Annotated in this window: 16 protein-coding genes; 9 read left to right on the top strand and 7 right to left on the bottom strand. The window is 66.6% G+C overall.

Annotated features, from left to right (window positions below):
• Window positions 1-2 precede the first annotated feature (2 nt).
• From ACVN90_RS17135 to ACVN90_RS17110, 6 genes are read right to left on the bottom strand one after another with little or no spacing between them, the layout of a single operon-like run.
• Window positions 3-1,613: a hypothetical protein gene (locus ACVN90_RS17135; RefSeq protein ID WP_475099407.1), complete on the bottom strand. Its 1,611-nt coding sequence runs from the start codon at window positions 1,611-1,613 to the stop codon at window positions 3-5.
• A complete protein-coding gene (locus tag ACVN90_RS17130) occupies window positions 1,613-3,106 on the bottom strand; it encodes an SCO6880 family protein (RefSeq protein ID WP_475099406.1) in 1,494 nt (497 codons plus the stop codon). The genes ACVN90_RS17135 and ACVN90_RS17130 overlap by 1 nt, the downstream gene beginning before the upstream one ends.
• A complete protein-coding gene (locus tag ACVN90_RS17125; protein WP_475099405.1) occupies window positions 3,103-4,560 on the bottom strand; it encodes a hypothetical protein in 1,458 nt (485 codons plus the stop codon). The genes ACVN90_RS17130 and ACVN90_RS17125 overlap by 4 nt, the downstream gene beginning before the upstream one ends.
• Complete coding sequence (locus tag ACVN90_RS17120) at window positions 4,560-4,856, bottom strand: hypothetical protein (protein WP_475099404.1); 297 nt, start codon at window positions 4,854-4,856, stop codon at window positions 4,560-4,562. The genes ACVN90_RS17125 and ACVN90_RS17120 overlap by 1 nt, the downstream gene beginning before the upstream one ends.
• A 20-nt stretch (window positions 4,857-4,876) precedes the next feature.
• On the bottom strand, window positions 4,877-5,476 hold the full coding sequence (locus tag ACVN90_RS17115; RefSeq protein WP_475099403.1) for a M23 family metallopeptidase: 600 nt from the start codon (window positions 5,474-5,476) through the stop codon (window positions 4,877-4,879).
• 13 nt (window positions 5,477-5,489) lie between these two features.
• Window positions 5,490-6,224, bottom strand: coding sequence for a hypothetical protein (locus ACVN90_RS17110; RefSeq protein ID WP_475099402.1), 735 nt, complete (start codon window positions 6,222-6,224; stop codon window positions 5,490-5,492).
• A 339-nt stretch (window positions 6,225-6,563) separates the two neighbouring features.
• Between ACVN90_RS17110 and ACVN90_RS17105 the strand changes: the two genes are divergently transcribed.
• Window positions 6,564-6,932 carry a hypothetical protein gene (locus ACVN90_RS17105; protein ID WP_475099401.1) on the top strand — a complete coding sequence of 123 codons (369 nt, stop codon included), beginning with the start codon at window positions 6,564-6,566 and terminating at the stop codon, window positions 6,930-6,932.
• A gap of 451 nt (window positions 6,933-7,383) precedes the next feature.
• Here ACVN90_RS17105 and ACVN90_RS17100 read toward each other — a convergent pair whose 3' ends face one another.
• A complete protein-coding gene (locus tag ACVN90_RS17100; protein ID WP_475099400.1) occupies window positions 7,384-8,418 on the bottom strand; it encodes a LacI family DNA-binding transcriptional regulator in 1,035 nt (344 codons plus the stop codon).
• 20 nt (window positions 8,419-8,438) lie between these two features.
• Between ACVN90_RS17100 and ACVN90_RS17095 the strand changes: the two genes are divergently transcribed.
• The 8 genes from ACVN90_RS17095 to ACVN90_RS17060 all read left to right on the top strand — a co-directional run bounded on the left by ACVN90_RS17095 (window position 8,439) and on the right by ACVN90_RS17060 (window position 21,242).
• On the top strand, window positions 8,439-9,488 hold the full coding sequence (locus ACVN90_RS17095; RefSeq protein WP_475099399.1) for a LacI family DNA-binding transcriptional regulator: 1,050 nt from the start codon (window positions 8,439-8,441) through the stop codon (window positions 9,486-9,488).
• A 110-nt stretch (window positions 9,489-9,598) separates the two neighbouring features.
• Complete coding sequence (locus ACVN90_RS17090; protein WP_475099398.1) at window positions 9,599-10,900, top strand: ABC transporter substrate-binding protein; 1,302 nt, start codon at window positions 9,599-9,601, stop codon at window positions 10,898-10,900.
• 236 nt (window positions 10,901-11,136) lie between these two features.
• Window positions 11,137-12,132, top strand: coding sequence for a carbohydrate ABC transporter permease (locus ACVN90_RS17085; RefSeq protein ID WP_475099397.1), 996 nt, complete (start codon window positions 11,137-11,139; stop codon window positions 12,130-12,132).
• Entirely contained in the window at window positions 12,129-13,052 is a 924-nt protein-coding gene (locus ACVN90_RS17080; protein WP_475099396.1) for a carbohydrate ABC transporter permease, read from the top strand. Before ACVN90_RS17085 ends, ACVN90_RS17080 begins: the two co-directional genes overlap by 4 nt.
• A 9-nt stretch (window positions 13,053-13,061) precedes the next feature.
• Window positions 13,062-13,739: a DUF624 domain-containing protein gene (locus tag ACVN90_RS17075; RefSeq protein WP_475099395.1), complete on the top strand. Its 678-nt coding sequence runs from the start codon at window positions 13,062-13,064 to the stop codon at window positions 13,737-13,739.
• A complete protein-coding gene (locus tag ACVN90_RS17070) occupies window positions 13,736-15,103 on the top strand; it encodes a Gfo/Idh/MocA family protein (RefSeq protein ID WP_475099394.1) in 1,368 nt (455 codons plus the stop codon). Before ACVN90_RS17075 ends, ACVN90_RS17070 begins: the two co-directional genes overlap by 4 nt.
• 66 nt (window positions 15,104-15,169) lie before the next feature.
• Complete coding sequence (locus ACVN90_RS17065) at window positions 15,170-20,044, top strand: OmpL47-type beta-barrel domain-containing protein (protein ID WP_475099392.1); 4,875 nt, start codon at window positions 15,170-15,172, stop codon at window positions 20,042-20,044.
• 226 nt (window positions 20,045-20,270) lie between these two features.
• Window positions 20,271-21,242 carry an acetylxylan esterase gene (locus ACVN90_RS17060; protein WP_475099391.1) on the top strand — a complete coding sequence of 324 codons (972 nt, stop codon included), beginning with the start codon at window positions 20,271-20,273 and terminating at the stop codon, window positions 21,240-21,242.
• The last annotated feature ends 38 nt before the right edge of the window (window positions 21,243-21,280 follow it).

Genomic DNA, 21,280 nt, shown 5'->3' with positions numbered 1-21,280 from the left:
GATCACAGCTCCTCGGTCAGGTCGCGGGTCTCAGCAGTGAGCCAGCCATCCACACCGGCATCGGCTGGGTCTGCGGGTTGGGGCCAGTAGTCGTCGAGCGCGCCGGTATCGATGACCCGCACGGTGGCATCGTCCTGGTCGGCGGGGCCGACGGCGTCGTCAGTGGCGAACAACTCGTACTCCCACGGAGTGCTGGTGGCGAAGCAGTCCACCAGGTAGGAGTACTGGCCGACGTAGGCGAGGAACTCGCCCTTGCGCAGCTGCCGCGCCATCTCGACATGCGGGCCCGGCAGATTCAACCGGGTGCGGAGCGCGGCTTGTTCTTGGTGGTTGACGCGGAAGATGAACTTGTTCTCGATGTCCCCGACGATCGAGTAGGCGAGGGACCGTTCCAACGAGCCCTCTTCGCCGACGGCGTCGAGATCGCCCATCTTGTGCAGGATCACGATGTTGCTGATCCCGTAATGCCGCGACAGCTTCAGCCACTGCTGGAACATCTGCAGCGACGCCAGCGACGTCATGTCCCGCCACCCCTCCTCCCGCACCACATACCGCGTCCGCCGCGCCGCCCTGTCACTGATCACGGCCTGGATCCACGCCGTCGAGCACACCTGCGTGAGCTGCGCGGCCAGATCCCCGCGGGCGAACAACTCGGACGTATCGGTGACCACGATCGGGGCGTCCTGGTCAAACTCCAACGTCGACTCGTCCTCGAACAACCCGGACAGATCGCCCTCCACGAATCGGCGCAGCACGAACCGCGGCTGGATCGCCCCCTCCGCAGCCCGGAACGCCGCCTGGGTGTCGCCGGCGAGGTGACCGAGCTCCTCGTACACGCCGCGGAGGGTGGGGCGGTCGCCGGTGCGGGTGATGCACCGTTCCAGGGCGTCGAGGATGGCGGCGTGCTCGACCGCGGTGAGCCGGTTGCCGAGGGTCATCTCGATGAGGGCGATGAGGGTGCCGATGCGGCGCTGCTTGACCATCTGCTCGTGCTGCTCATCCGACGTGCCGGTGCGGCGCGGGCCGCGGTCGAGGGGGTTGAGGCGGGTGCCGGTGCCGCCGCCGAGTCGGATCACCCGCCCGCCGGGGATCGCTTCGGCCACGGTCACCCATTCGCCTTTCGGGTCGGACGGCACCACGACCTGGTGGCCGAACGCGATGGAGCGGGTGACGAGGGTCTTCACCGTGGCGGACTTCCCGCCCCGGTAGGCGCCGAGCACCAGGATGTTCGTGGAGAAGGTGCCGCGTTCGGTGGCGTCGACGTACGCCTCCCACGGGGAGAAATGCCAGAGCGCGTCGGCGTTCAGGTCGACGCCGAGGATGGGGCCGCGGTGGCCGAGGCCGCTGTCGGCGACGAACGGGTAGATCCCGGCGATGTGTTGCGAGGTTGCCTGATGCGCGGGGATCCACGCCTTCGCGAGATTCCAGTACCCGCCCTGCGTGATCCCCGGCCCGAACGGCCCCGGAACGGCCGGCTCCGGCAGTGATCGGTCCCGCCGCGACGACCCGGCCGGCGTTGCCTCGGTGCGGGCTTGGGTGAGCTGCTTCTGCAGGTCGCGCTTCTCGCGCCGGCTGAGGCCGGTGGGGGTGAAGGTGGCGGCGTGGCGGGTCATCACTTCATCCCCAGCCCGATCGGGATCGCGTTGACCATCAGCGCCTCGGCCTGCTGGCAGTACAGGATCTGCGCCTCCATGCCCGCCCGTGACAGTGCGTTGCGCATTCCGGCGATGGCTTGGTCGAGGCGTTCTTCGTCGGGGGCGGTGACGGTGAGGTAGGCGCCGTATTGGAACTCGCCGTGCCCGTTGGCGATCTCCTGCTCCTGCTGCTCGAGCGCCTTCCAATCCGCGGCATCCGCCGCCGACCCGTCCGCGCCGCGCTTGGCGCGCAGTTTCTCGTTGCCGCGCCACACCTTCTTCTCGTCTCGGATCCGCTTCAACGCCTTACTGACCGGGACGGGGGTGAGGACGATGGAGAAGATGTGGGTGATCGCTTCCCCGGTGTGCGGGTGCCGGGCGAAGACGATCGGGGAGAGGAATCCGACGGGGGAGTCGGAGCGGGGCCATTCGTGCACCCACATGGTGGTGTGCACCGCGGAGTCGGTGACCACGATCCCGTTGCGGCCCTTCGGCTCGTCCAGGTACATCGGCCCGATCGCGACCGGGTCCACGCCGGTGAGGGTGTCGGGGCGGTTTTGCACGGTCGCGGCGAACTCCGGATCGAACGCCAACCTCCCCAACGCGGCGACCTCGCGGGGGGACAGCCAGCGCCGCACCTTGATCTTCGCCGCCGACAGCGCGTCAGCGAGGTTCCCGGCCTCGATGTGCGCCAGCGCGACGATCGCGTCCTTCCCGCCGCCGAGCGCCTTCAGCTGGGAGCCGAGGGTGACCAGGTCGAGGGTGAGGACGAGGTAGTTGCGGTGCGCGACCTCGAACCGTTCGGCGTGGTCCATCACGTCCTGGTAGTTGCGGGCCACCGGCGACTCCGGGTTCAGGTCCCGCACGCGCCGCACCGTCTCGTAATGCTCCCGGGCGGCACGGATCGTGGTGGGCAGGGTGCGTTCCTGCAGCGTCACCCGCTTCACCCCCGGCCGTTGCGTGAACGGGCCGAGCACGCGGTCGAACTGCTCAGCCAGGTCGAACCGTTCCGGCAGGTCGTGCATCAGGAACCCCTGCACCTCCAGTTCCGCGATCACCGACACGGACCGGTCGTGCGGGTTGTACGCCGCGGCCGTCCCGTTGCTGTCCCACAGCTGGATCGACGCGCGCGTCCCCGGCAGGTTCAATGTCCCAGTGAGTCGGGGCTGTTCGGGGCGGAACGTCTGCGTCGTGGCACCGGCAGTGTGACGGACCTGCTTCATCAGCCACAGGCCCGCCATTCGCGGCGTGGAGACGCCGTGGATGCTGGTGAGCGCGGTGATCCCGAACAGCAGGTACAGCGGCGCACCGTAGAGGAGCCCAAGTGGCCCGAACCGGTTCACGAAGACCAGCACGACCACGGCGGCAGCGGTGAGGAACGCGATCTGCCACCCGTCCATCCCCATGACGACGCCCTGCCGGGACCGGCGCGGCAACCGCACCGGACGCAGGTACTCGGGTGTGGTGCTCATGACGGACTCCCCTCAGATCGAGGCGGTTGCGGTGACGGTGCCGACGGCGGCCTCCCCGACGGAGGCCCCGAGGCCGACGAGGTCGATGGCCGGCCACCGCCCGGGGCGGGCGTGCGACTCTGCGCGGGAGCGGCCACACCGCGCGGCGCGTTCGCCTGCCCGGACCGCGCGGCCGCCGGCTTCGCGGCAGGTCCGCTGGACGACGGGCTTGTGCCGGACGGGCGGATCCCAGACGGGAGGCCGCCGAGGCGGGTGGGGATGGCGGCGACCCCGCGGGCGCCGGTCGCGGCCATCCGGCCACCGTGGGAGCCGAGCCGGGAGCCGATGCTGTCGGCGGCGACCGCGCCAGTGAAGCTGAACAGCCCGAAGATCGCGAACGGCGCGAACGCCACCAGCACCAAACCGATCAGCAACGGCCACGACTGCGGATTCCAGATCGTCTTCACCGACGCGAGTCCCTGCACGATGAGCGTGACGAACCCGATCGTGAGCGGTGCGGTCAGCAGCAACACCATCACCGCGGACAGGTACCCGACGACCCACTGCGGGCCGATGCGGCGCACCGGGAACAGCATCCACGCCACCGGGCCCACCATGATGAGCGCGGCGAGCGCGATGTTGCGGAACGCGAACACCAACATCAGCAAGAACATCCCCAGCATCAGCAGCCCGTGGATCAGGAACGCGAAGAAGTAGTTCGCCTGCCCGCCCGCCCACATCACCGACTGCAACGTCGAGTACAACGATGCCGGCCCGTCGCCGTTGAGGATGTACCAGGTCATGTCGTCGACCGCGTTCAACAGATGACCGGTCAGCCACAGCGTGATCGGCACCGCCGGGATCGCGATGAACGTCCGTACCAGCGCGCCGACCAGCTCGTCCCGGTCGCCGGAGACGACGGCGGCGGCGATCGCCCACACCATCGCCCCGAACGTGATGATCAGGATCGCCCACTGCCAGAACGACCACTGATCCACCGCCGCCGACCACAACAGCGTCGACGTGTCGAACCGCATGTTGTCCGCGACCAGGAACATCACCCCGGTCGCCGTCAACGCCATCCCGCGCCCCGCGTTCTCAAACGTGAGGCACACCGCATCGCCAAGGCTGCACCCGTACTTCACTGTGAGAGCCTTTCCTCCGTCGGCTTGAATCGCCGGGATGTGCCCTTCGTACGTCGTGCAGACGGTGGCCTTCTGACCCGCAAGGGCAACGCCCATGAAGCACTGCTGCGCGGTGACCTTGGTCGGATCTGTCGGCGTGCAGGTGACTTGCCCGCTGGCGGTCTGGCAGTCGACCGGCGCTGCGGGGGCCGACCACGGTTCTCCCGTCACGGTGGCCAGCGACACCGGAGCCGCAGTCTCGACCAGGGCCGCATGGGCTGCGGTGCCTGATCCGAGCACGAGCGCGAGACCTGTAGCGAGGCCGAGCCGGAGCACCCAGCGGAGGTTCATCAGAAGCCGAAGTCGAAGTTCACGAACCACGCGAACAGGCCGGATGCGGCGCCGAGCACGGCGGCGGCGATGAAGATCCACAGGATGTTCTCGCCCGCCCAGGTCCGCACCCGATCGTTCGCCAGTCCACGGAATGCCAGCGCGGCGCCGGCGATGATCAGCATGATCAGCACCACGAGCATCGCGCCGGCGAGGATGTAGGACGCGACGACTTGGAAGCCTTGGAAGAACGGGGCGGAGAAGTCCGGTTGGATGTCGGGAACGTCGACATCCGCCGGGACGATGAGTGCGCGCATGGGCTGCTCCTTGCTGGTTGCTACTTCAGTTGCAGGCCTTGGCTGGCCATGAACGGCTCCGGATCTACCGGAGTTCCGGACTTCTGAACTTCGAAATGCAGATGGCAACCGAACGACTTGCCGGTGTTGCCCTCCGCCCCCAGCGGTGTCCCCGCGGCGACCTGGTCGCCGACGGAGACGCGTAGTGATCCCCATTGCATGTGCCCGTAGAGCGTGACGAGCTCATCCCCGTGATCGATGCGGACCGTGTTCCCGTAGCCCTGCCACGATCCTGCGGTGATCACCCGTCCGGGACCGGCGGCGTAGATTGTGGCGCCGCAGCCCTGGGCCATGTCGTAGCCCTGGTGGTTGGTGGAGCAGTAGCCGCAGCCCTGTACCGGGTTGTAGCCGAAACCACGTCCCTTCGAATAGCCGCCGGCCAGCGGGAACGCCCACTCGCCGCTCGCGACCGGGACGGCCTCAACCTTCGTCGGCACCGAGCCGGCTGCGCTGCCCGCGAAGGCGAACGGGATCGCCAGCAACGGGGTCAGCACGAGTGCGGCGACGAGGGTGACGATCAGGAGTGCCCCTGTCAGGATCTTCCGGCCAGTCCTCGAGTTGAGGGCTGCGGCGGTGATCACCGGGGCTCCCATGTCAGGGCTCCAACGGCTCCGTGAAGTAGCGGACCACCTTGCAATCGCCCGCCCGCTGCGCGGAATCCGGTGTCGGCACCGACCTGGGACCGCACAGCACCTGCACGCTCACCCGCACCCGCTCCTCATACGACGTCTCCCCGCCGCCGCCATCGGACCGGGTGAACGTCATCGTCACATCCGACGTGCCGATCGACATGTCACCCGACGTGTCATCCGTCACCGGCACGTACACGACGTCACCCGTGGTCGTTGCGACCACACGTCCGTCTTCACTGGCCAGTGAGTCCCACTCCTCCTGAGGCAGCACGACTCCTGTTCGCAACTCGACCTGCGCGTCGTCGACAGATGTCTGTTGGTCTGCTTCCGACGTGTAGCGGGTGTCGGGGGTGAACCAGGTGTCGAGGTAGTCGAGCCACGATTCTCGGGTGCCCTTCGTGGTGTCGAAGGTGGCGGCGGCTTTGAGGGCGGCGCGAATGTACACCTCGCGGTCCGTCGTGATCGGCTCCGGAAGCCAGCCCTGATCTGCGACTGACGCGTCGACGATGTCACCGGTCGGTGGCTCCGCCGTTGACGTCGAGGCAGTCGGCTGGGGTGTGTTGTTCCCGGTCGGACCCGGTGCGGGCTGTGCAAGCAGAGAACTCACGACGATCGCCACGACCCCGGCGATGAGGACCAGCCCGCCGACGATGGCCCACACGAGTCCGCGGCGTCCTGGCGTCTGGTTCGTCGTCACCGATCAGCCCTCCTGATCATTCAGGACGGCAACCGTGCGCGGACGGGACGCGCTGGGGGACGGTCGCCGTGCACGCAGTCTACGCACGGCCCAGCTACCGGTGGACTCCAGAATCAGGAGATTGTGTATAACTCCGTGCATTGATGTACTTGGGGAGGAGTGACCTCGCAGACCAGCGCCAGCGCCAGATTTTAGACCCGCAATCAGGCAGATGTCTGTCCGCCGTTCGGGGGACACGACGCGTTCAATCGACCGTCTCGCCGATCGAGGGGATGCCTGGTGTCCGAGCATGAGCCATACGGTATAACAAGATAGTCTCAAAGTAAACAACTAAACGGGATGGCTGGCTGGACCGACACCTGGTGGGCGCGGCACAATGGCGTCATGCCCCGACTCGCGCAACCGGCCGGCTCCGAAGACGCTGAAGAACCCATCGCGCTCCTGGGCAACCTCGTCAAAGCTGCGATCCTGCGCTATGTGCGTGTCAACCCGGACACCACGATGAAGCCGATCTGCGATGCTCTGGCGCTGGGTCCGACGACGATCCATCCCCGCCTTGTCGAATTGGAGACCGCGGGACTCGTCATCGCCGACCCTCCGATGAGCGAGGGTCAGTCCCGCGGCGGCGTGTGGGTAAGGTACCGGGTGAACAACGAAGCCGTCACCGACCTGTACCTGCGGCTGGGGGTGGCGATCGGGGAGTTCTAGTCTCCGCCTGCGCGTCGTCGACACCTTGCCCGCGGTCGTTCAGATGAGCAATCCGCGGGGCGATACTCCTCAACGCCGAGTAAGCCATCCAACCCCTGAAACTGAGCATCGCTGGCATGGGCCCGATACCGTTCCAGATCGCTGCGCCCACGAGGATCCCAATGTCGATGCTGCGAGGATTCATGCCAGCATCCGGCCTGTATGCCGCCAGGCGGCAGCCCGCCGGCCGAGTTGATTGTTCGGAGCGTGTCCACTAACAGCGCGCTGAGCCTCGACCAGCCTGCGCAGGAACCCAGCCCGACCCCCTTTTTGCGGAGTCAACGAGATTAGAACTTCTCGAGGTGTATCCGTGGGTGCTCATGACCCGACGCTTGGTGAGGGGGCCATTCCAGCGGGGCGCGACCGAGGTGGTCGGTGAGGTGATGAAGGCCGCCGACGGGACCTGGCGCCATTATCCGCCGACGGCGACGCGGGATGGTGTGCTTTCTCTTATTCGGGCGTGAGCGACCAGCGGCCGAGGAGCTTCGTGGCCAAGGGCTGCTTCGACCGCGACTTGGCCGAGGATGGTGGGGTGAAGCTCAACCGTGGTGAGTCGGGGCCGAACGTCCTCTGCATAGTCGCCCCCGCCGAAACCTGCAATTGCGACGTCCGCGCCGGGCGTTAGCCCGAGAGTTCGAAGTGCCGCACTTGCCCCGATGGCGGCCGTGTCGGTAGTGCAGCAGATCACGTCGAAGGCACGGACTCCGTTGGCGCCCAGCGAAACTATGGATTCAAACGCGCTCTCGCGACCATCGCCGGGAGATTTCAGCAACTCGGGCGCGAGCCCCCACTCGGCGAACGCGTTCTGAAGGGCCGCCACTCGCGCAGCCTCGGTGCCGAGCAAAATGGCGGGTCGGTGGTAGTCGCGAGAACGAAGTGCGTCCACAAGCTCCGCAATGCCGGGGTGCTCGTCGACGACAGCTGCGTCGAATGGCTTAATGGTCTCGCCCACGACTACCACCCGCCCTCCTTCGGCGCGATAGTCGACGAGACTTCGCATGGCTGTCCCCCGAATCGCGGGGTCGCCGCTCAATGCCTTCGCCTGCACGATGATGGCTCGCGGATGCTGGCTGCACAGTCGTGCGACAGCGCGTGCGGAGGAATCGGGTTCTTCCCGGGTGGTCGAGGCGACCGTTGCGAGAAGTCCTGCATTCGCAGCGGCTCGCACCGCGCCTTGCGCGATCGACGCGGAGAGCGTTTCGGTGAGGTCGGCCACCAGCACGCCCACTGTCGGCGAGTTGCCGCGAGCCATCGCTTGCGCGGCGAGGTTAGCTCGATACCCCAGTTCTGCTGCCGCCAGCTGCACTCTGGCACCGGTTCTTTCGCGCACCGTACCCGTGCCGTTCAGCGCTCTCGAAGCGGTCGCAACGGATACCCCGGCGCGCTTGGCGACGTCCTCAAGACTGGCGCGACGGGGGCGTAGGGGCGCCGATGGATCCACTGACACGGTGGGTATCCTGACACATCATGGATCGCAGCGAGCTCTTGGAAGGCAGCCCCGTGGAATATGAGCGGGGCCGGTCGGTGACCATTCGGGATGTCGCAGCCCGGGCAGGCGTCGCGCTGTCAACGGTGTCGCGCGCGCTGAACGGCGACCCCACGGTCGGTGCTGAGCTGTCGGACCGTATCCGCGCCGCCGCCCGTGACCTCGGCTATGCAGCGAACCCGGCCGCCAGGGCGATGAGGACCCGGCAGGACGTAGTTGCAGTGCTCGCCTCTGACATTGGAACGGAGGCCGTGGGTCAGCTGGCAGCCGGAATGGAGACCGCAGCGCAGGCCAATCGAGTAGTCAGTACCGTCTCATCTGCGGGCGGAGATCCCAACTCTCAGCTTTCCGCCCTCATCTCGCTCTGCGAGCTTCGTCCTCGCGCGGTCGTGCTTACGGGTGGCTGGGTGTCAGACGAATCGATCGCCGCAGGGCTGAGCGCTGAGCTCGAACGGTTCGAGGGTGAGGGTGGCCGCGTTGTAGTTGTCGGACCTCCGCCGGGTCGATTCTCCTCCGTGCGGTTCGACGATTACGGCGCCGCGAGACTCTTGACGGATCACGTACTCCGGAGCGCACCGCGATCCGCGCTTATCCTCGCCGGAGGGGCGCGGCACCACGCATTCCGTGACCGCGCCCGCGGGTATGAGGATGGGCTCCGGGGTGCGGGGTTGTCCGACATTCGAGTTGTTCACACGCCGGTGACGAGAACCGATGCAGCCGACGCGGTCGAAGAGGCGCTGCGAGAGCGCCGACCCGATGTCGTCCTCGCTGGTAACGACCGCATGGCGCTCGGTGCCTTGCGCGCCCTGGAGGCCGCGAACCTGGCGGTGCCCGGGGCTGTCGCACTCTGCGGGGTTGACGATATCGCCATCGCACGGGATGCCCAGCCAGCGCTGACCACGGTCAGGTTCCCCTTCTTCGAAGCGGGTGTCGCCGCGCTGGAAGCCGCCTTGACGGGTGCCGACTCGGCGCCAGTGGACGCAATTCTCCACGGCGAACTGATTGTTCGCGCAAGCACCCACTCCGGGTAGATCTCGTTGGTTGACAGATGGCCGGACGTCGGTTATGTTCTGAGGAAACGTTTTCTGAAAGCGTTTTTTCGCACCGCACCACAGCTCCCGAAAGGACAAAGATGTTCGCTATGAATGCCCGCCGTACAGCAGCGGGGATCGCCCTCGCCGCAAGCGCGGCTCTCGTTCTTGCCGGCTGCGCGTCCAGCAGCCCCGGCGACACCCCGAACGCCGCACCAACGTTCGACCCGGACGAAGAGGTGACGCTGAATCTCGCGTTCTGGGGCAACGACGTCCGTGCCGAGCTCTACAACGAGGTCATCGCCGCGTTCGAAGAGGCGTACCCGAGCATCACGGTCAACTCCTCCTTCCTAGGCTTCCCTGAGTACTGGGAGAAGCGCCAGACCGAGGCGGCAGGCAAGAACCTGCCCGACGTCATGGCGATGGACATGAACTACCTGCGCCAGTACTCCGAGAACGGCCTGCTGCTCGATCTCGACCCGTACCTCGGCAACATCATCGAGACCGAGCCGCTCAGCGACAACATCCTCGGCATCGGCGTCGTGAACGACACCACCTTCGGCATTCCGACGTCGACCAACGCCTGGAGCATGTATACCAACCCGAAGCTGCTCGAAAGCGTCGGGGTGGACGACTTCGAGGGCGGCAGCTGGGAGGACTACCAGGACTGGATGGCTGAGGTCACCGACGCCGGCGGTGGAACGGTCTGGGGTGGCACCGACTACACCGGGCGCCTGCAGAGCTTCGAGATCCAGCAGCGCGCGAAGGGCGAGGACCTCTTCACCGACGACGGTGAGCCCAACTTCACCAAGGACGACCTGGCCGCGTACTGGGAGTCGGGCGTCGACATCCGCGACGGTGTCGTCGTGCCGCAGCAGAAGCTCGAAGAGGTCTACCCCAAGTCCGGGTTCGACACGGCTCTCGCAGCGAGCGAGCTGACGTGGGACAACTTCGGCTCCGGGTACCTCGCGAATCTCGGCGAGGGCTACACCGAGCTCAACCTCGTCGCTCCGCCGGTCACGAAGGAAGGCGCGAAGGACCTTTACCTCAAGGCGTCGCAGCTGCACTCGATCGCAGCCAACACCGAGCACCCTGAGGCTGCGGCCACGCTCGTCAACTTCCTGATTAACTCCCCGGAGTCTGGCGAGATCTTCGGCACCAACCGCGGCCTTCCCTCGTCGTCGACGGCGCTGGAGGCGGCCGAGCTCGACCCGGTCAGCCAGCAGATCGCCGACTACGAGGCATCGATCGCCGACCGCCTCGGCGACGCGCCCCCCGTGCCCGTCAACGGCTACGGCACCCTGGAGGAGAAGTTCCGACAGATCGGCATCGAGCTGAACTTCGGTGCGATCACCGTCGATGAGGCCGTCGACCAGTTCTTCACCGAGATGGACGTCATCCTCAACCAGTAAGCGGCACCCCAAGCGGGTGGCGTCCGCCTTGTCCCGGACGCCACCCGCGGCCGCCGAGCGTCGGCACTTTGCACGGGTTGGTGCCCCGTCGTCGACTGCTCGGACACGGGGCGCGGGAACTCTCCGCGCTCCCGCGCCCCACCCCCCCCGTCGCGTGCCCGTGCGACTTCCGGGCCCGACTGCATCCCCACGTTGCGGTCGGGCCCGGCCACCACCCTCAACTTCCGGAGAATCTTGTGAGCACCACCGCCACCCGAGTCGTCGTGACCGGTGAGAAGTCATCGCAGCGGTCCCTGTTCCGCCGGTCTCGGCCTGAGCTTCTGAACCGACCGGGTCAGCGGCAGCGCGTAGTGCGCGAGTCGCTGGCGGGATACGGATTCCTCGTCCCGTGGCTGGTCGGGTTCTTCGGCCTCACCCTGATCCCGATGGCGTACTCGCTGTACCTGTCATTCACCAGCTACAACGTCTTCGCGCCGCCGAAGTGGATCGGGCTGGACAACTACATCCGAATGTTCACCAACGACCCGACGTTCATGCAGTCGGCGCAGATCACCTTGGTCTACGTGCTGGTCGGCACCCCGATCACCCTGGCCGCCGCGCTGGGCGTGGCGATGCTGCTGAACTACCGCGACAAGGGCGCCGGGTTCTTCCGCTCCGCGTTCTACGCCCCTTCCCTCATCGGCGGCTCGGTGTCGGTCGCGATCGTGTGGCGGGCGATGTTCGCCGCCGACGGCCCGGTCGACAACGCCCTCTCCGCGATCGGCATCGACCTAGGCGGCTGGATCGGCAACCCCGCACTCGTGCTCCCAGCGATGATCCTGCTCGCGGTGTGGCAGTTCGGCGCCACCATGGTGATCTTCCTCGCCGGACTGAAGCAGATCCCCAAGGAGCTGTACGAGGCCGCCGAGATGGACGGCGCAGGACCCTGGCACCGCTTCCGCGCCGTCACCCTGCCGATGCTGTCGCCGGTGATCTTCTTCAACCTGCTGCTCGGCCTCATCCACGCGTTCCAGGTGTTCGCGTCCGCCTACATCATCAGCAACGGGTCTGGCGGCCCTGCCGGCATGACGAACTTCATCACCCTGTACCTCTACAAGCGCGGCTTCGCCGATGGCCAGATGGGCTACGCCGCCGCGATCGCGTGGGTGCTGCTGATCGTCGTCGCCATCATCGCCTTCATTCTCTTCCGCACCCAGCGCAGCTGGGTCCACTACGCCGGAGACAACCGATGAGCACAACATTCGGCGAACCCGCCATCGACACTCTCGAGAACCAACTCAGCGCAAGCGCGAAGCCCAGCAGCCGCCCGAATGTCAAGCGCGGCACGTGGCAGACCGTGATCTGGTTCGTCGTGCTGATCGCGGTCACCGCGGTCGTGCTCTACCCGCTGGTGTGGCTGCTGTTCTCGACGTTCAAGCCGAACAGCGAGTTCGGCCAGAACATGGGCCTGCTGCCCGAGAACCCCACCATCGCCAACTACGCGAAGGTGATGGAGGGCATCGCGGGCGTGCCGATGTGGCGGTTCTTCCTGAACAGCTTCATCATCGCCGCGGGCTCCGTGATCGGCATCCTGCTGTCGTCGTCGCTGGCCGCGTACGCGTTCTCCCGCATCCAGTTCAAGGGCCTCGGCATCCTGTTCGCCGCGATGATCGGCACGCTGCTGCTGCCGTTCCACGTCGTGATCATCCCGCAGTACATCCTGTTCAACAATCTGGGGCTAGTGGATACGTTCTGGCCCATCCTGCTGCCGAAGTTCCTCGCCACCGAGGCGTTCTTCGTGTTCCTGCTGGTGCAGTTCATCCGTCAGATGCCGCGCGACATGGACGAGGCCGCCCGCATCGACGGCGCCGGGCACATGCGGATCTTCTGGTCGATCATCCTGCCGCTGATCAAGCCGGCGCTGATCACCTGCTCGATCTTCGCGTTCATCTGGGCCTGGAACGACTTCCTCGGACCCCTGCTGTACCTGACGAGCCCCGAGAACTACCCGCTGCCCATCGCGCTGCGCCTCTACAACGACCAGACCAGCGTCAGCGACTACGGCGCCACCGTCACCGCGTCGTTCATCGCACTGATCCCCGTCCTGCTCTTCTTCCTCGTGTTCCAGCGCTTCCTCGTCGACGGCGTCGCCACGCAGGGGCTCAAGGGATAGGACCCCACCATGGACCGCCGAGAACTCCGCGCCGCGCGTCGCGCCGACGCGTCCGGGGCCGGACCGACGCTCGAGGAGCGGGCTCCGGCCCGCTACCCGGGCGCCAAGGGAGCCTTCGCCCTGTTCGGCGAGGTGCTGCTGACCGGGCTGCTGGTCACCGCGGCCGGGATCCTCGTCGTCACGCTGCCCGCGGCGCTGGCCGCCGGCATCCGTCATCTGCGCCGCTACGTGAACGCCGAGCAGTCGCACGTGAAGACGTTCTGGCAGGACTGGAAGCGGGCACTGCCCGGCGGCCTGGTCGTCGGCGTCGCCGCGGTGCTCGTCACGTTCGTGCTGACGCTCGACATCTACCTCGCGAACTCCGGCGCCCTCCCCGGCGGCGGGCTCATCTCGATCGTCGGCTGGGCCGGCCTCGTCGTCGGCGCCGTGGCGCTGCTCGTCGCCGCAGGTGCGTGGACACCCGAGCGCGGCTGGCGGGCGGCGGTGCGCAGCATCCCGTCGTCCCTTGTCGGCGACCCGATCGCCGCGCTCTATCTCGCGGCCGCGGCCGTGCTGGTCGGCGTCATGACCTGGATGCTCGCGCCGCTCATCATCGCCGGACTCGGCTGCGCCACCTTCGCCGTCGTCACCCTTCCTGCCCGGCGCAGCCGGATTGCCCACCTCACACGATCGGAGATCGGTTCATGAGCACCCGTCGATATGCCCTCATCGGAGCGGGGCATCGCGCAGAGATGTACGTCGACGCGATCATCGGACGGTACAGCGACGACGCCGCCCTGGTCGCGATCTGCGAGCCGAACCCGGTGCGCGCGCAGTACTACGTCGATCGTGTCGTCGAAGCCGGCTTCGCCGCTCCCGCGGTCTACGGGCCCGACGACCTCGAGGCGATGGTCCGCGAGCAGCAGGTCGACCGCGTCGTCATCTGTGCACGCGACGATCTGCACGCCCCGCTCATCGTGCGGGCGCTCGATGCGGGCGCCGACGTCGTCGTCGAGAAGCCGCTGACCATCGACGGGCCCAGTGCCGCGGCGATCGAGGACGCCATCGACCGCACCGGCCGGCAGGTCGTCATCACGTTCAACTACCGGTACTCGCCGCGCAACTCCGCGCTGCGTCAGGTCATCCAGGTCGGCACCATCGGCGAGGTCACCTCGGTCGACTTCTCGTGGGTGCTCGACACCAAGCACGGCGCGGACTACTTCCGCCGCTGGCACCGCGAGAAGGAGCACTCGGGCGGACTGCTGGTGCACAAGGCCAGCCACCACTTCGACCTCGTGAACTGGTGGATCCGCTCCGCACCGCGCCGCGTCTACGCGTCGGGTGCGCTGCGGTTCTACGGCGCCGACAACGCCGCCGCCCGCGGCCTCGGCGACCGTCCTGCCCGCGGGACGCACGACGGTGGCGATGCCTTCGAGCTCGACCTCCGCGACGACGAACGTCTCAAGGCTCTGTACCTCGACGCCGAGGAGCACGACGGGTACCTGCGCGACCGCGACGTGTTCGGCGAGGGGATCACCATCGAGGACAACCTCGCCCTCGTGGTCGACTACGCCTCCGGTGCGACGCTGAGCTATTCGCTGAACGCCCACTCACCCTGGGAGGGGTATCGGGTCGCGGTCAACGGCACCCTCGGCCGGGCCGAGCTCGAGGTCGTCGAACGCGGCGCCGTCCTGGCTGACGAGGGCCTGCACCCGGTGCTCGACCCGTCCGCCAGCGACGCCGGCACGACCGGGTCGCTCCGTCCCGAGGGCGAACGCCTCATCGTGCAGCGTCACTGGGAGGCCGCCTACGAAGTGCCGCTCGAGGGCAACAGCGACGGCCACGGCGGCGGCGACGCGCTCCTGCTCGCCGATGTGTTCGAGGGCCCGGGCGACGACCCGCTCGCCCGTGCCGCCGACTGGCGCGACGGCGTCCGCTCCATCGCGGTCGGCATCGCCGGCAACCGCTCCCTCGAAACCGGCCTCCCGGTCGACGTGATCGCTCTCGGCCTCCGTGCAACCGCCAGCGACCCAACGATCAACGCCGATATCCCGGAACTCGTCACTAGCTGACGCACGTCACACCCACCGCGGCCCCGCGAAGGCCCCCGCTCAGCTCGATCACTCGGAGGAACACCGATGTCCCTTGTGCAGGCAGGAAGACGATCCATCACCGCCGTCGTAGTCGCGGCCCTCATAGGGAGTGCTCTCCCGACACTGCTTGCCCCAACGCCGGCGGTGGCCTCCACGACGCAAGCCGACGTCGAGCTTGGCGCCGGTAATGCCGAGATCCGCGCCAGGGGCGAGGCTGCTGATGCCGGCAGTTCCCCAACCGTCACAGCCGCGGACACCCCAGCGGGTACCGGGACCACGTACTACCTTGACTCCAACGCTGGCGACGACGCGAGCAACGGAACGGCTCCAGCTACGGCATGGCGGACGTTCGCGAACGTCAACACCCGGGTGTTCCAGCCGGGCGACCGCATCCTGCTCAAGGCCGGCTCGGCATGGACAGCGAACGGCGATGAAGTCCCCTGGGTTGACCTGTTCGCAAGAGACGCGAGTGGGAACGCAATTGACGCTGACGGGAACATCGTCGACCCGAAGCGAGGGGAGCCCGCCGTCAGCGCCGAAGGCGACCACGAGATCAAAGACCGCCTCGCGGGACTCGACTCCAAGCCGTTCCTTGCTCCCAAGGGCTCAGGAACTGAAGCGGCCCCGATCGTCCTGAGCAGCTATGGCGAGGGCAGCGTTCCCAAGATCGTCGGCAACGGAAAGGTCACCGACGGAATCCTGCTGTTCAACCAGCAGCATTGGGATGTTTCGAACATCGAGATCAGCAACGCCATCGCGGGCTTCGACCCGATGAACGACGATGACTGGACCAACGCGAAGGGACTCCGTGATCTGCGGGGGCTGCGCATCGCGGCACAGGACGGCGGCCGACTCGAGGGGATCGATGTCCACGACATGTACATCCACGATGTGACCGGCGATGTCTACTGGATCTCCGGAAACCTCAATCGTGGGGTGCCCGGCGTCTACGGCAAGCAGGGCTACGACGGCGGCAAGCGCACCGGCGGCATTGTTGTCGAGACCCTTCAGCCCGCCCCGGGCGCCGCCCCAACGACCTTCAACGACGTCGTCATCGAAGACAACGTGATCCGCAACACGTCCTTCGGCGGGATCATGATCAAGCAGTGGCACGGCGACAAGACGGGCACATCCGAGAACTGGGCCCGTCCGTACCAGCAGTCCGGCAGCCGCCCCAGCGGAACGTTCCAGCCGCATACCAACATCGTCATCCGCGACAACTACCTCAACAACTCGGACACCATGTACGGCTGCAACACGATCATCGTGATCGGAGCGAGGGGCGTGCTGATTGAAGGCAACGAATCGGTCGGCTCAGGAACCTCCGCGATCGAGATCGACTACTCCCTCGACGTCGTCATTCAGCGCAACCACATCTGGCACACGATCGTCAAGGCGGGTGGCGTCGACTCCAACGGCATCGACCCCGACCGCAACGCCGACGACGTACTTATCCAGTACAACTACATCCATGACACCGGCGACGGCATCCTGCTCTGCGGCTTCGGTTATGGCAGCGCAATCGTCCGCTACAACGTGATCAAAGACGCCGAGAAACGATATCTCAACCCACACGGGTCCGCCGGGTACCAGTACGTCTACAACAACTTCTTCGTCAACACGAAGGTCAACAACTCCACTAAGACGGCGGACTTCGTGGTCTCGTCGGGCGGAACGAGCTACATCAACGCTCCGGGCAATCCTCACTATCTCAGCAACAATGTCTTTCTGAACACGGCGGCGGATGTGACGGCGCGCTTCGCAGTCGGAGCTACGAACAACTCGATGCACTACGACACCAACAGCTACTTCGGACCGGGAGTCACGCCGCCAAGCGCCGACACATCGGCGATCACCGGCAACCCGCGACTCGTCGGTGATCCCACCGCCGACATCGAGAACGTTGCCCTGTCGCTCGAGTCGCCGCTGCTCGCCGGCGGCAAGGCTGTCGATCACACCGGCAAGTTCGAGATCACCGGCGGCGCTCAGATGGATGCTGCGGACCTCGTGCCGTCGACCGACATCCTCGGCAATCCGCTGCCCGCGACGCCTTTCGTCGGTGTCGCCGCCACCAGGCCCGCCGCTGGCCAGGCCGTCGTCAACGGGTACGTCGTCGATCTCTACGGCACGCGTGTCGCCGGGGCAACCGTGAGCGCCGGCTCGACGACGGCGACCGCAGATGCAACAGGGTTCTACTCGCTTACGATCGCTGCGGGACCCGTGCAGCTCTCGTCGTCGGCGACCGGGTACGCGCAGGGGGCCGTGGTGTCGCTCGCTCCGGCCGGACGAGAGGTGATCCGCAAGGACATCGCGCTCGGTGAATCAACGGTGACAACTGGCACCCTCACTGGCACGGTCAAGAGCGCTGGCACCTCTGTCGCCGACGCAACGGTGTCTCTCGAGAACGCGTCGGGCCCGGTGGCGGCAACCACCACGGCAGCAGACGGCTCCTTCACCTTCTCCGGCGTGCCGAAGGGAGGCGGGTATGGTGTCTCGGTTTCCAAGTCCGGCTACGTGACCGCCTCTGCCAGCGATATCGAGATCCGCGCCGGGCTGTCCACAGCGATCGCGCTCACCCTCGCGGAGGACTTCGCGGGTACCGACTACCTTCTCGACTGGGAGTTCAACGACCTGCCGACAGGTGCCCTGGCCGGCGCATCCGGCATCACGACATTGAACGGCGGAAGCTCGACATTCAATGTCGTCAGCGATCCGAACCAGTCCGGGAACAAGTACCTGGTGTTCGCCAAGCCCGCCTCGGGCAATGCAGGGTTCTACAACACCGCGCCCGCGAATGTGACCGGCATCGTCACGCTCGAGGCGAGGATCAAGCGCGCGACCGCCGGAGCAACGGCCGATCAGTTCGCCATGTACTCATTCCAGGACGGGAACGGCTGGTCGCCGACTAACCCGACGGCCTCCGACAAGCGGGTGGCCACGTTCGGGGTGAGCAAGTCGAACATCATCACGCATGATTCCTCGACGACCGCAGTCAACGCGGCTCCCTTCGCAAAGGACCGATGGTACGTCGTGCGTGAGGTGATCGACCTGGACAAGGGCACCTTCGACTTCTATGTCGACGGGCAGCTCACCATCGATGACAGACCGCTTCGCACGAAGCTTCCCGAGATGGATCGCTTCCTCTTCCACGCGACTTCCTCCAACGTGGGCGACCTCTATATCGACTACTTCCGCGTGAACAAGGGGCATGCCTACAACTACGGCGACGCGCGCCTGGCGAACCTCGCGGTGGACGGCCAGGCCATCGCGCCGGGAGCGGACGGCACTTACCGCCTGTCCGTGGCGGCGATCAATGACAGTGTCTCAGTGCTTCCGACTACCGTCAGTCGATTCGCGTCCGTAACGGTCAACGGCACTGCGGTCTCGGCCGGACATGCCGTCACTGTCGCGGACCTCGCGCACGACACCATGAGCGATGAGACGGCCGGCGACAACGAGATCACCATCGCCGTGACCGGCGACGATGGAAAGACGACGAACTACCGTCTGGTCGTGGACCGTCCGGATCCGTCGAGTTACGGCAACCTCGCGGGCCTGGCAGTGGACACGGTCACACTCAGCCCCGACTTCGAGCCCGCGACGGTGGCCTACGCCGCGACGGTTCCGAACTCACTCACCTCAGCGACCGTGCGATTCACGCGCGGGGTCAGCACGCAGAGCGTGTTCTACGGCGCCGAAGAGCTCGCGGGCGACTCGGTCACCGTGCCATTGCAGGTCGGCGCGAATCAGGTATCGCTGTTCACCTACTCCGCCAACGGCGACGAGACCGTCGAGTACACCCTCTCGCTCACGCGCGAGGCCGGCGCCGACACGACGGCTCCGGCAGTATCGGCGACCACCTCGCCAGCCGTCGCTGACGGAGCGGCTGGGTGGTTCGTGTCCTCGGTGGCTGTGACCCTGATGGCGACAGACGACTCGTCGGGCGTCGCGAAGCTCGAATACAGACTCGATGACGGTGACTGGACCGCGTACGGCGAGCCGGTCAGCGCGCCGGGGGGCATCACGACGCTCAGCTATAGGGCGACCGACGTCGCAGGGAATGTCTCCGAGGTCGGAACCGTCGAGGTGAAGGTCGACAAGACCGCCCCCGAGGCATCGGGTGTTCTCGCCGATCGGGCTGTGCAGGTCTCGGCATCCGACGCGGGATCCGGCATCGCCAGGATCGAGTACCGGATGGATGATTCTGATTGGGCGTCCTACTCAGCGCCTGTCGCAGCGCCGGACGGCTCTGCTCACGAGGTGTCGTTCCGATCCGTCGATGTCGCCGGGAACGTCAGTGCGGTGGGCAGCGTCAGCATTCCGGCGGCGTCGTCTGTCGGTCAGGTTCCGGCGGCTCCGTCCGGACTGACGGTCGCCCTCGGGGATGCCGCAGCGCGATTGACATGGGTGGCGCCCAGCTCCGCGGGTTCAGCGCCCGTCATCGGTTACACCGTCACCGCTACGCCCGGCGGGAAGACCTGCACGACGGGCGCGGTGACCTGCCGGATCGACGGGTTGACCAACGGGATCGCGTATACGTTCACAGTCACGGCCAGCAATGTGGTGGGTACGTCGCTGCCGTCGGCGGCGACCTACCCCTCGACGCCGACGTTCGCACCGGGCACGTCCGGGAACGTCTCGGTGTCGGTGAACGCGAAGGCGCAATGCGTGAACGGGAAGCCCTCGCTGGCCGTGTATGTCCTGAACAAGGAGTCGGTGTCGGTGACAGCCGACGTCACGACAGCCTACGGATCGCAGTCGGTGTCCCTCGCGCCTGGAAAGGCGGCGTACCTCACCTTCGCCACCCCAGGAACCGCCATTCCTCCAGCCAACGCGTCGATCGTGGCGACGAAGACCGTCAGCGGCGCGGCCGTGAACACCACCTATGAGGCGGGATACACCGCTTTGACCTGCGGCTGAGCGTGGGGCCGGCCGGGATCACTCGATCCCGGCCAGCCCCCACCGCAGAACCCCCTTCCGTAAGTCACGATCGGCTCGCTCCACAGCAAAGGACGTGATGCATGACTGTCACCTCATCGTGTGGTCCGCGAGCGGTCGCTCTCGCGGCTGGCATCGCCGTCACATTCATCGGCGTACGATTCCGCGGCGGCCAGGCCCCTGCGGCGACGATCGGCGCACGCTAGTCATGCCTCAGTTCGATCTGCCGCTCGACCAGCTGCGAACCTACCGGCCAACCGTCCGTCGTCCTGACGACTTCGACGAGTTCTGGGATGCCACGCTGAGAGAATCTCGAGACCTCGCGGTTGCACCGCTCAGCGAACGCGTCTCCACCGGGACGCGGCTGGTGGACACGTACGATCTCACCTTCTCCGGGTTCGGGGGACATCCCGTCAAGGCATGGGTACACACTCCTGCAGGTACCACGCGTCCCCAGCCGACCGTGGTTCAGTTTCTCGGATACAGCCTGGGACGCGGGCTCCCGTGGCAAGGACACCTCTACGCCGAAGCCGGCTACACGCACATCGTGATGGACAGCCGCGCGCAAGGATGGAGGCATGTCGGTGCCACGCCCGATCCGGCCCTCGGGGCCGGGACGGCGACGGTGCCCGGAGTGGTCACTCGAGGCATCGAGCACCAGTCGACCTATTACTACCGTCGCCTCTACACCGATGCGGCGCTGCTGGTCGACTCGGCGCGCACTCTGCCGTGGGTCGACGCCACGCGGATAGCCCTCGCCGGCGTCAGCCAGGGTGGCGGATTGGCGATCGCCGCAGCGGCCCTCAGCGAGGACATCACGTGCGTTGCGGCGGACGTGCCATTCCTGTCCCACTTCGAGCGCGCGATCCAGATCACGGATGCCACCCCTTACAACGAGATCGTCGCCTACCTCGCCCGTCATCGCGATCGCATCGAGCAGACCCTCAATGTGCTCTCCTACTTCGACGGAGTGAATCTGGCCCCAAAGGCGACGGCGCCGGCCCTCTTCTCGGTGGGCTTGAGGGATCAGACCTGCCCGCCGTCGACAGTCTTCGCTTCCTTCAATGCGTGGGGGCATGGGGACCGTGCCATCGAGGTCTACCCCTTCAACGAACACGAAGGCGGCGCCGAGCACCACGTCGAGGCAAAGCTCGAGTATCTCGGCAGCCGACTGGGCTGAGCATGCCGAGCCCACCTAGGCGTGCGAAGCATCCGGAC

The organism is Microbacterium sp. F01 (assembly GCF_056156365.1).
Note: the sequence above shows the minus strand (reverse complement) of the source record. Positions and strands in the feature narration are given on the sequence as shown.

What these genes read in the sequence shown, in the direction of transcription:
- ACVN90_RS17135 (WP_475099407.1), bottom strand. Translation starts at nt 1,613, where the DNA reads ATGACCCGCCACGCCGCCACCTTCACCCCCACCGGCCTCAGCCGGCGC.
- ACVN90_RS17130 (WP_475099406.1), bottom strand. Translation starts at nt 3,106, where the DNA reads ATGAGCACCACACCCGAGTACCTGCGTCCGGTGCGGTTGCCGCGCCGG.
- ACVN90_RS17125 (WP_475099405.1), bottom strand. Translation starts at nt 4,560, where the DNA reads ATGAACCTCCGCTGGGTGCTCCGGCTCGGCCTCGCTACAGGTCTCGCG.
- ACVN90_RS17120 (WP_475099404.1), bottom strand. Translation starts at nt 4,856, where the DNA reads ATGCGCGCACTCATCGTCCCGGCGGATGTCGACGTTCCCGACATCCAA.
- ACVN90_RS17105 (WP_475099401.1), top strand. Translation starts at nt 6,564, where the DNA reads ATGGCTGGCTGGACCGACACCTGGTGGGCGCGGCACAATGGCGTCATG.
- ACVN90_RS17095 (WP_475099399.1), top strand. Translation starts at nt 8,439, where the DNA reads ATGGATCGCAGCGAGCTCTTGGAAGGCAGCCCCGTGGAATATGAGCGG.
- ACVN90_RS17090 (WP_475099398.1), top strand. Translation starts at nt 9,599, where the DNA reads ATGAATGCCCGCCGTACAGCAGCGGGGATCGCCCTCGCCGCAAGCGCG.
- ACVN90_RS17080 (WP_475099396.1), top strand. Translation starts at nt 12,129, where the DNA reads ATGAGCACAACATTCGGCGAACCCGCCATCGACACTCTCGAGAACCAA.
- ACVN90_RS17075 (WP_475099395.1), top strand. Translation starts at nt 13,062, where the DNA reads ATGGACCGCCGAGAACTCCGCGCCGCGCGTCGCGCCGACGCGTCCGGG.
- ACVN90_RS17070 (WP_475099394.1), top strand. Translation starts at nt 13,736, where the DNA reads ATGAGCACCCGTCGATATGCCCTCATCGGAGCGGGGCATCGCGCAGAG.
- ACVN90_RS17065 (WP_475099392.1), top strand. Translation starts at nt 15,170, where the DNA reads ATGTCCCTTGTGCAGGCAGGAAGACGATCCATCACCGCCGTCGTAGTC.
- ACVN90_RS17060 (WP_475099391.1), top strand. Translation starts at nt 20,271, where the DNA reads ATGCCTCAGTTCGATCTGCCGCTCGACCAGCTGCGAACCTACCGGCCA.